Raw genomic sequence first — 7,446 nt, 5'->3', positions numbered from 1 at the left:
ACCTCCTCCATGATCATCTCCTTCTTGAACCCGACCACCAGGTGGATCGAGTGGCGGCTGAACCTGGAGGTCAGCAGTCGCAGGCTGCGGCCGAGGATGGTCTCGCCGGTGTTCAGCGGCGTGAGCGGCTTCGGGTGCGGCTTGCCGAGCCGGGAGCCGACACCGGCCGCGAGAATCACGATGTTCGTGGACATGTGGATGCCACCTCGGTCAGTTGGGTTGCTGGATTCGAGCAGTTTACCTAGTTGAACCTGAATTGACCCTGAGACTGACACCGGGTGGACGCCGAGATCACAGCAGCGGGCCGAGCCGGGGCCGCCGCCCTACCCAGGATCGCCGTACTCGCTGAGGCCGCAGGGGTCAGTCGCTCTCGATCGACGACCGACTCGGCTCTACCAGGTCGGACGACACCGTGAAACTGAGGTTCCCTTTGACCGTCACGTACGGCTCTAGGCGCTCGGACTCGGGCAGGTCGGCAGCACCGGGTGCGGCCAGGCGTCGGCGGGTGCGACCGCCGGACGTCTCGATCTCGAGGTAGAGGTCGATCGTGTCGCCGGCGGCCGGGTCCGCCCGCTCGAGCGGCCAGGCGGCCTCGAACTCGAAGTCTTCGCTCCCGGTGGAACGCAGCTCGGCGGGCACGACTCCGTAGACCGGGCGCTTCCGTGCCGACCACGACAGCGACGCGGTCGGCCGGTCCAGGCGGCGGCCCGTAACGGACCCCCTCACCAGTAGGCGGTCCCCGGTGAACGAGAAGTTCTCGACACGAGCTTTGAATCGCGGAGCCCGGCCAGCACTCTTGCGGTCCATGGCCTCGGCCAGCGCAGTCGCCCACCGCCGGGTGATGGCCGCGTCGCTGAAGTCCGCCGCCCGCTTCCTGGCAGCGGCCCGCATGGCATCGAGTTCGGTCTCCGGCATCGCGGCGACGCGTGCGATGGTCGCGGCGAGCGCTCCGACATCCCCAGCGGGCACCAGGAAGCCGTCGACACCGTCGGTGATGATGTCCCTCGGGCCGTAGCGGATGTCGTAGGCGATGGGGATGCACCCGGCCGCCATGCTTTCCACCAAGACCAGCGCCATTCCTTCGGACTTGCTGGTCAGAAGGCTGAACGAAGCCGTGTTGAACTGAGCGGCGGCGTCGTGCCGGTACCCCATGAGTTCGACGTACGAACCGGCGTCGACCGCGTCGACCTGCTTCCGCAGGGCCTCTCCGTGGTCACCGTCACCGAAGATACGCAGTCGGACACCGGTGCCGCCGACCCGAGCCAATGCCATCGCGTCGATGGCGTGGTCGATCCTCTTGTCGACAGTGAGCCGGGCGAGCATGACCCCGTCGCGCGGATCGCGTCGGCTCGGGAGCGCCTCGAGTTCGACAGCTCGGGAATTGGGGATGGCCACGAGATTCGGACCCGCGAGGTTCGCTTCGGCGAGATCCTCGGCCTGCCTTCCAGTCAGCGTCGCCACCAGGTCGAACCACCGCATTCCCTTGATGAGGTCGAGCTTCCCCGCGGTGAGCGCCCCGAACGGACCGGCCTCTTCGCGCCGCAGGTGTGCGCTGTGAATCACTTGAACGGTCGTGATGTGGGGCCGTCGGTACTTGTACAGGAATCTGCCCACGACCTTCGAGTCACTGATCAGGTACGACGGTTTCCGACCGATGACATGGTCGAGCCAGGCGAAGTAGAACTCGGCGGCGCCGTCCCAGGAGCGCAACGCCGTTCCCTTTCGAGTGAACAGCGTCAACCGGCGTCCCCCGGGCGTTCCCTCAGAACGAACGTCCCTCCGGTCCGAGAACAGCCGAGTACCGTCGTCCCGGAAGGTGTCGACCTGGAGGACCTTCTTCCCGTCTGAAGTCAAGCGCTCGGTGCGCCTGCGCCCCTCGTACGGCAGCAGATGCTCGCTCTCGTCCGGGACCGGCCGATCGGCGGCGAATCCCTTGGCGAGCGCCCGATCGGACATGCGGGCCAGCTCGTCCCAGAGATTTCGCAGCCGCACTCCTTTGCCAAGCCGACCCGAACTGCGCAATTCACGGGTGCAGGAGCGCAGGTCCAGGTCCCCTGCAAGCGTCAGTATGTCGATACGTCGGCCTCCGAGGCGGGCGAACGCCGCGCTGCGGTGGAGGAGCACGTTCGTCATACCCCCGAAGTTCTCCGGGATCGACCAGGTGATGCCGTAGATGGGTTCGGGTGGTAGCGCCACGGAGGGCTTGCGTTTGAACATGACCTACCTTCAAATGCTGGTCGCCCGTGCAAAGCCGGTGCCCATCAAGCGGTTTGGATGAGCCTGGGGCATGAGGTTACCGTCCCATAGCGCCATCCGAAGAATCATGAAATTTCCTGTGAACGCCGTCATATCGACGCCGGGACACAACCGGCGGACGTCGACCGGGTCGGACAGGTCCCGATATCCTTTCGTGGCACACCCGGTGCGAGTCTCAACCATTGGAGGGGCCATGCGGAATACACGCCCGACCGTCGCCGCCGTCCTCGCGGGCGGCCAGGGCACCCGCATGGGCGCGGCCCTTCCCAAGCAGTTCATCGACCTCGCCGGAAAACCCGTGCTCGGACACGCCCTGGAGGCGTTCGACGCTGCCGAGGCGGTAGACCGGATCCTCGTCGTCGGTGTCGAGCGGGAGCTCGACCGGATCCGCCGAATCGCTGCCGGATCGACCAAATTCGCCGGCGCCGTCGCCGGCGGCGCCACCAGGTCGGAGTCGTCGAAGGCCGCCGTCCGGTGGACCGAGGACCACTTCGGGACCGAATGCGACCTGCTGATCCACGACGCCGCCCGGGCCCTGGTGACCCCGAACCTGATCAACCGCGTCGCTTCCGGACTCGAACGCCACGCCGCCGTCACAGCGGCCGTGCCCTCCCGGGACACCGTCGTCCAGGTCCGACACGACCAGGACGGCGAGTTTCTGTCACGGTCCCTGGAACGCGACGAGCTCCGCCGAGTCCAGACGCCTCAGGCGTTCCACCTGGCGGTCATCCGCGATGCCTACCGCGCCGCCGAGACCGACCCGGACTTCAGCGCCACCGACGACTGCTCGGTGGTGCTGCGCTACCTGCCCCATATTCCGGTGGCCGCAGTCGCCGGAGACGAGCGGAACCTGAAGGTGACCGAGCCGCTCGATCTGGCCGTGGCCGGCGCGCTGCTGGAGGCCGACGGCGTCTAGGACCCGCTGAACAGCTCCGGGCGAGGCCGCATCCGGCCCGGTCGACATTGCTGAACGGGCCCTATCGCCTGACCAGGCGTTCGAACAGCGCCTCGTGGAGGCCCACGACCTGCGCGGGCTCGAACGTGCGGGCGGTGCCGGCGGCGCCTTCGGCCAGTTCGCGGCGCAGATCCTCGTCCTCGATGAGGCGCCTGAGGGCCTTACCGAGCTCCTCGGGGTCCTTGGACTTGACCAGGAGGCCGTTCCGTCCGTCCTCGACGATCTCCAATGGACCGTGCTTGACGCGGGTGCACACCACCGGCATACCGGCGGCCATGGCCTCGACGATGACCAGCCCGAACGGCTCGAACCGGGAGGGCACGGCGGCGATGGAGGCGCGGTGCCACTCCTCGTCGAGCGGCGCGACCGGCCCCATGAGCTTGACGCGGCCGCGCAGTCCGTGCTCGTCGATCAGCTTCTGGAGCTTCTTGCGGTCGCGTCCGCGGCCGTAGATCTTGACCGACCAATCCGGATAGTGGTGGGCGACCTCTCCGAAGGCCCGGATAAGGATATCGAAGCCTTTCATTCCGGTGAGTCGTCCGGCGGTCATGATGACCGGCTCGGTCAGCGGCGAGCGGCCGGCCGGGTTGGCCGGGATCGAATTGGGAATGCACTCGACCTTGTCCGCGTGATCGGGCATGGCCTCGCGGTAGACGCGGGCGTCGGCCTCGGTGACGGTGACGATCGCGTCGAACGCGCCGTACCTGCGCTTGATCTCGTCCTGGACCGGCCCCCGGTAGTGGTCGAGGTACAGGTGCTCCTGGGCGACGGCGACCGTGCCCGGCCGAGCGAAACGCGCCACCAGCAGGTTCAGGATCACGTGGGTGCTGACCAGGACATCGGTGTCGAACCGGCGCAGGAACCTCTTGATGCGCTTATCCAACAGCCGGGAGGACTCGCGCATCCTGTTGATCTCCAGCGGATCCAGCACCGAGGGCAGGCGGGTGTTGATCCGGTCGGCCAACGACAGCCGATCCCCGCCCTCGCTCGGGTCGCGGACGTCCCAGAGGCTGACGATCTTGATGCGGGGGTCGTGGTCGAAGTCCGTCTCGTCCTTGGCGCGAACGCAGGACGCGATGGTCACGTCGTGCCCGCGGTCGATCAGCGCGGCGGCGGTGTTGAAGGTGGTCTTGATCGTCCCGCCGATGCCCCAGATGTTCCGGACCAGAAACGTGATTCGCATAGCGTTGAGTGTCCTTCTCGAAGTCGCGACACAGAGCGAGACCGCGGAACGCCGATGTCCCGTTCAGACCTCTTGCGTACGACGCTTACCACGACGCGGTCGGTTGCCGGGTGTTGCCGAGAAATTCATTCCGGAAACCAGCGATGTTCACCACACCATTGCCACCTGGGCGCTATACGCCGGCCGATCGGAGAGCGAGCGATCCGTCGCGCTCGAGACAGCGCTCACCGCGGCGGCCGCCCGCAGGCGGCCACGGCCTCCCGCGCTACTCGGAGGCGGTCTTCTTGGCGGTCTTCTTCGCCGCTTTCTTGGCCGTCTTCTTCGCCGTGGACTTCTTGGAAGCCTTCTTGGCCGCCGACTTCTTGGCGGAGGTCTTCTTAGCGGTGGACTTCTTGGCCGCCTTCTTCGCGGTCTTCTTGACCCCGCCGTTCTGGGCGACCCTCTCGCGGCGCTCGGCCAGCAGCTCGGCGGCCCGGTCGATCGTCATCGCCTCGACCGTGTCGGTCCTGCGGATGGAGGCGTTGGTCTCCCCGTCGGTGACGTAGGGGCCGAAACGCCCGTCCTTGAGGTTGACGTCCTTGCCGGTGACCGGATCGGCGCCCAGCTCCTTGAGCAGGGTCTGGGCGCGCTGCCGCCCGCGCGCCTTGGGCTGGGCCAGCAGCTTCTCGGCCTCCTCGAGCGTGAGCGTGAACAGCTGGTCCTCGCTCTCCAAAGACCGGTAGTCGCGCTTCTTGACCACGTAGGGACCGTGCGGGCCCAGACCGGTGCGGACCTCCTCGCCGTCGGCGTCGACGCCGACCAGCCGCGGCAGCGTCAGCAGCCTGACCGCGTCGTCCAGGGTCAGATCCGAGAGCTTCTGCCCGGTCAGCAGCGAGGAGGACTTCTCCCCCGAGGTCACGTAGGGCCCGTAGCGGCCGGTCTTGGCGTAGACCGGCTCCCCGGTCTCGGGGTGGGTGCCCAGTTCCCCCTCGCCGGCGCCGAGCTCGTACAGCTCGGTCACCTTGGCGGGCGTGAGCTCGTCGGGCGCCATCGACTCGGGGATGGACGTGCGCTCCCCGGCCTCGGCCTGCTCGGGCGTGGTGCGCTCAAGGTAGGGCCCGTAGCGGCCGACCCGGACGACGACCTTCCGGTCGGCCTCGTCGGTGTAGAGCGGGATCGAGTTGACCCCGCGGGCGTCGATCTTGCCCAGCTCCTCCTCGATCAGGTTCCGCAGCCCGCCCGAGGCGGCCACGGTGCCCTCCTTGTCGGCGCCGCCGAAATAGAAGGCGCGCAGGAAGTTCAGGCGCTGCTCCTCCCCCGCGGCGATCTCGTCGAGCTCGTTCTCCATCCCCGCGGTGAAGTCGTAGTCGACCAGGCGCGGGAAGTGCCGCTCCATCAGCCCGACCACGGCGAAGGCCAGGAACGACGGCACCAGCGCCTGGCCGCGCTTGAACACGTAGCCGCGGTCGGCGATCGTCTGCATGATCGAGGCGTACGTCGAAGGGCGGCCGATGCCCCGCTCCTCGAGGGCCTTGACCAGGCTGGCCTCGGTGTAGCGGGCGGGCGGCTGCGTGGTGTGCCCGGCCGGGTCCAGGCCCCGCTCGGACAGGTGCTGCCGCTCGGCCAGCTCCGGCAGGCGCTTCTCGGCGTCGTCGGCGTCGCCGTCATCGATGGACTCGACATAGGCCAGCAGGAACCCGGGGTTGGTGATGGTCTTGCCCGAGGCGGTGAAATCGGCCTCCTCCCCGGCCGAAGAGACCGCGCGGGAGCGCACCGACGTCGAATTGCCGGTGGCGTCGACCATCTGGCAGGCCAGGGTGCGGCGCCAGATCAACTCGTACAGCCGGTGCTCCTCGGCGCTGAGGACGCCCTTGAGCTGAGTCGGGGTCTTGAACCGGTCCCCGGCCGGACGGATCGCCTCGTGCGCCTCCTGGGCGTTCTTGACCTTGCGGGCGTAGCGGCGCGGCTCCGGCGAGACGTACTGGCTGCCGTAGAGATCTGCGGCCTGCGCGCGAGCCGCCCGCACCGCCGTCTCGGACAGGTTGGTCGAGTCGGTCCGCATATAAGTGATGTGGCCGTTCTCGTACAGCCGCTGCGCCACCCGCATGGTCTGGGCGCTGGACAGGCGCAGCTTCCGGCTGGCCTCCTGCTGGAGGGTCGAGGTGATGAACGGCGCGTACGGGCGGCGGCGATAGGGCTTCTTGTCGACCTTGAGGACGGTGAAGTCCTTGCCCCGCAACCGCTCGGCCAGGCCGCGCGCGCCGGCCTCGTCGAGGTGGACGACGTTGCCCTTGGCCGCGCCGGTGGACGGGTCGAAGTCCTTGCCGCCGGCGACCCGGTCGCCGTCCACGGCCGCCAGCGCGGCCTTGAAGACCTGGCCGTCATCGGTGGCCAGGCGCGCGGTGACGTCCCAGTAGTCGGCCGAGCGGAACGCCATGCGGGACCGCTCGCGCTCGACGACGATGCGGGTCGCCACGGACTGGACCCTCCCGGCCGACAGGCGCGGCATGACCTTCTTCCACAGCACCGGGGACACCTCGTAGCCGTAGAGGCGGTCGAGGACCCGCCGGGCCTCCTGGGCGTCGACCAGGTCCTGGTCGAGCTCCCGCGGATTGGCAACGGCCTCGGCGATGGCCTGCGGGGTGATCTCGTGGAAGACCATGCGCTTGACCGGGATCTTCGGCTTGAGCGCCTCGAGCAGGTGCCAGGCGATCGCCTCCCCCTCGCGGTCCTCATCGGTGGCCAGCAGGAGCTCGTCGACCTCGGCCAGGTAGCCCTTGAGCTTCTTGACGTGGTCCTTGCGGTCGGGGTTGACGATGTAGAGCGGCGCGAAATCGTTGTCCACGTCCACCCCGAGCCTGGACCAGGGCAGATCCTTGTACTTCTTCGGGATTTCCTTGGCGCTGCGCGGCATGTCGCGGATGTGCCCGAGGGACGAGTCGACGATGTAGCCGGGGCCCAGGTACGACGAGATCGTCTTCGCCTTCGCAGGCGACTCGACGATGACCAGGCGCTTGAGGTCGGCCACTACTCCCACCATCCACTCGGATTCACGGAAACACTGAAAGATTGC

At 67.9% G+C, this 7,446-nt stretch carries 5 protein-coding genes; 1 reads left to right on the top strand and 4 read right to left on the bottom strand.

All coding sequences use genetic code 11. The annotated features are described in order from the left end of the window. Both JFB92_RS14195 and JFB92_RS14190 read right to left on the bottom strand, forming a co-directional pair. Positions 1–194, bottom strand: a 194-nt coding sequence (locus JFB92_RS14195) for an NTP transferase domain-containing protein (RefSeq protein WP_199039861.1), incomplete at its 3' end; no start/stop codon positions are given. A 166-nt stretch (positions 195–360) separates the two neighbouring features. After that, positions 361–2,217 carry a glycosyltransferase gene (locus JFB92_RS14190; RefSeq protein WP_199039859.1) on the bottom strand — a complete coding sequence of 619 codons (1,857 nt, stop codon included), beginning with the start codon at positions 2,215–2,217 and terminating at the stop codon, positions 361–363. Between the two features lie 232 nt (positions 2,218–2,449). On the opposite strand from JFB92_RS14190, the gene JFB92_RS14185 reads away from it, so the two are divergent. Continuing rightward, entirely contained in the window at positions 2,450–3,172 is a 723-nt protein-coding gene (locus JFB92_RS14185) for an IspD/TarI family cytidylyltransferase (RefSeq protein WP_199039857.1), read from the top strand. A gap of 61 nt (positions 3,173–3,233) precedes the next feature. On the opposite strand, the gene JFB92_RS14180 is transcribed toward JFB92_RS14185, so the two are convergent. Further along, positions 3,234–4,394, bottom strand: coding sequence for a glycosyltransferase family 4 protein (locus JFB92_RS14180; protein WP_199039855.1), 1,161 nt, complete (start codon positions 4,392–4,394; stop codon positions 3,234–3,236). Between the two features lie 265 nt (positions 4,395–4,659). Then, positions 4,660–7,401: a type I DNA topoisomerase gene (gene topA, locus JFB92_RS14175; RefSeq protein WP_307789164.1), complete on the bottom strand. Its 2,742-nt coding sequence runs from the start codon at positions 7,399–7,401 to the stop codon at positions 4,660–4,662. Positions 7,402–7,446: the final 45 nt, after the last annotated feature.

It is taken from the genome of Glycomyces salinus, assembly GCF_016428645.1.
Lineage (GTDB): Bacteria > Actinomycetota > Actinomycetes > Mycobacteriales > Micromonosporaceae > Glycomyces > Glycomyces salinus.
The sequence above is the reverse complement of the archived record's forward strand: the minus strand, read 5'-3'. Positions and strand labels throughout refer to the sequence as shown.

What these genes read in the sequence shown, in the direction of transcription:
- JFB92_RS14190 (WP_199039859.1), bottom strand. Translation starts at nt 2,217, where the DNA reads ATGTTCAAACGCAAGCCCTCCGTGGCGCTACCACCCGAACCCATCTAC.
- JFB92_RS14185 (WP_199039857.1), top strand. Translation starts at nt 2,450, where the DNA reads ATGCGGAATACACGCCCGACCGTCGCCGCCGTCCTCGCGGGCGGCCAG.
- JFB92_RS14180 (WP_199039855.1), bottom strand. Translation starts at nt 4,394, where the DNA reads ATGCGAATCACGTTTCTGGTCCGGAACATCTGGGGCATCGGCGGGACG.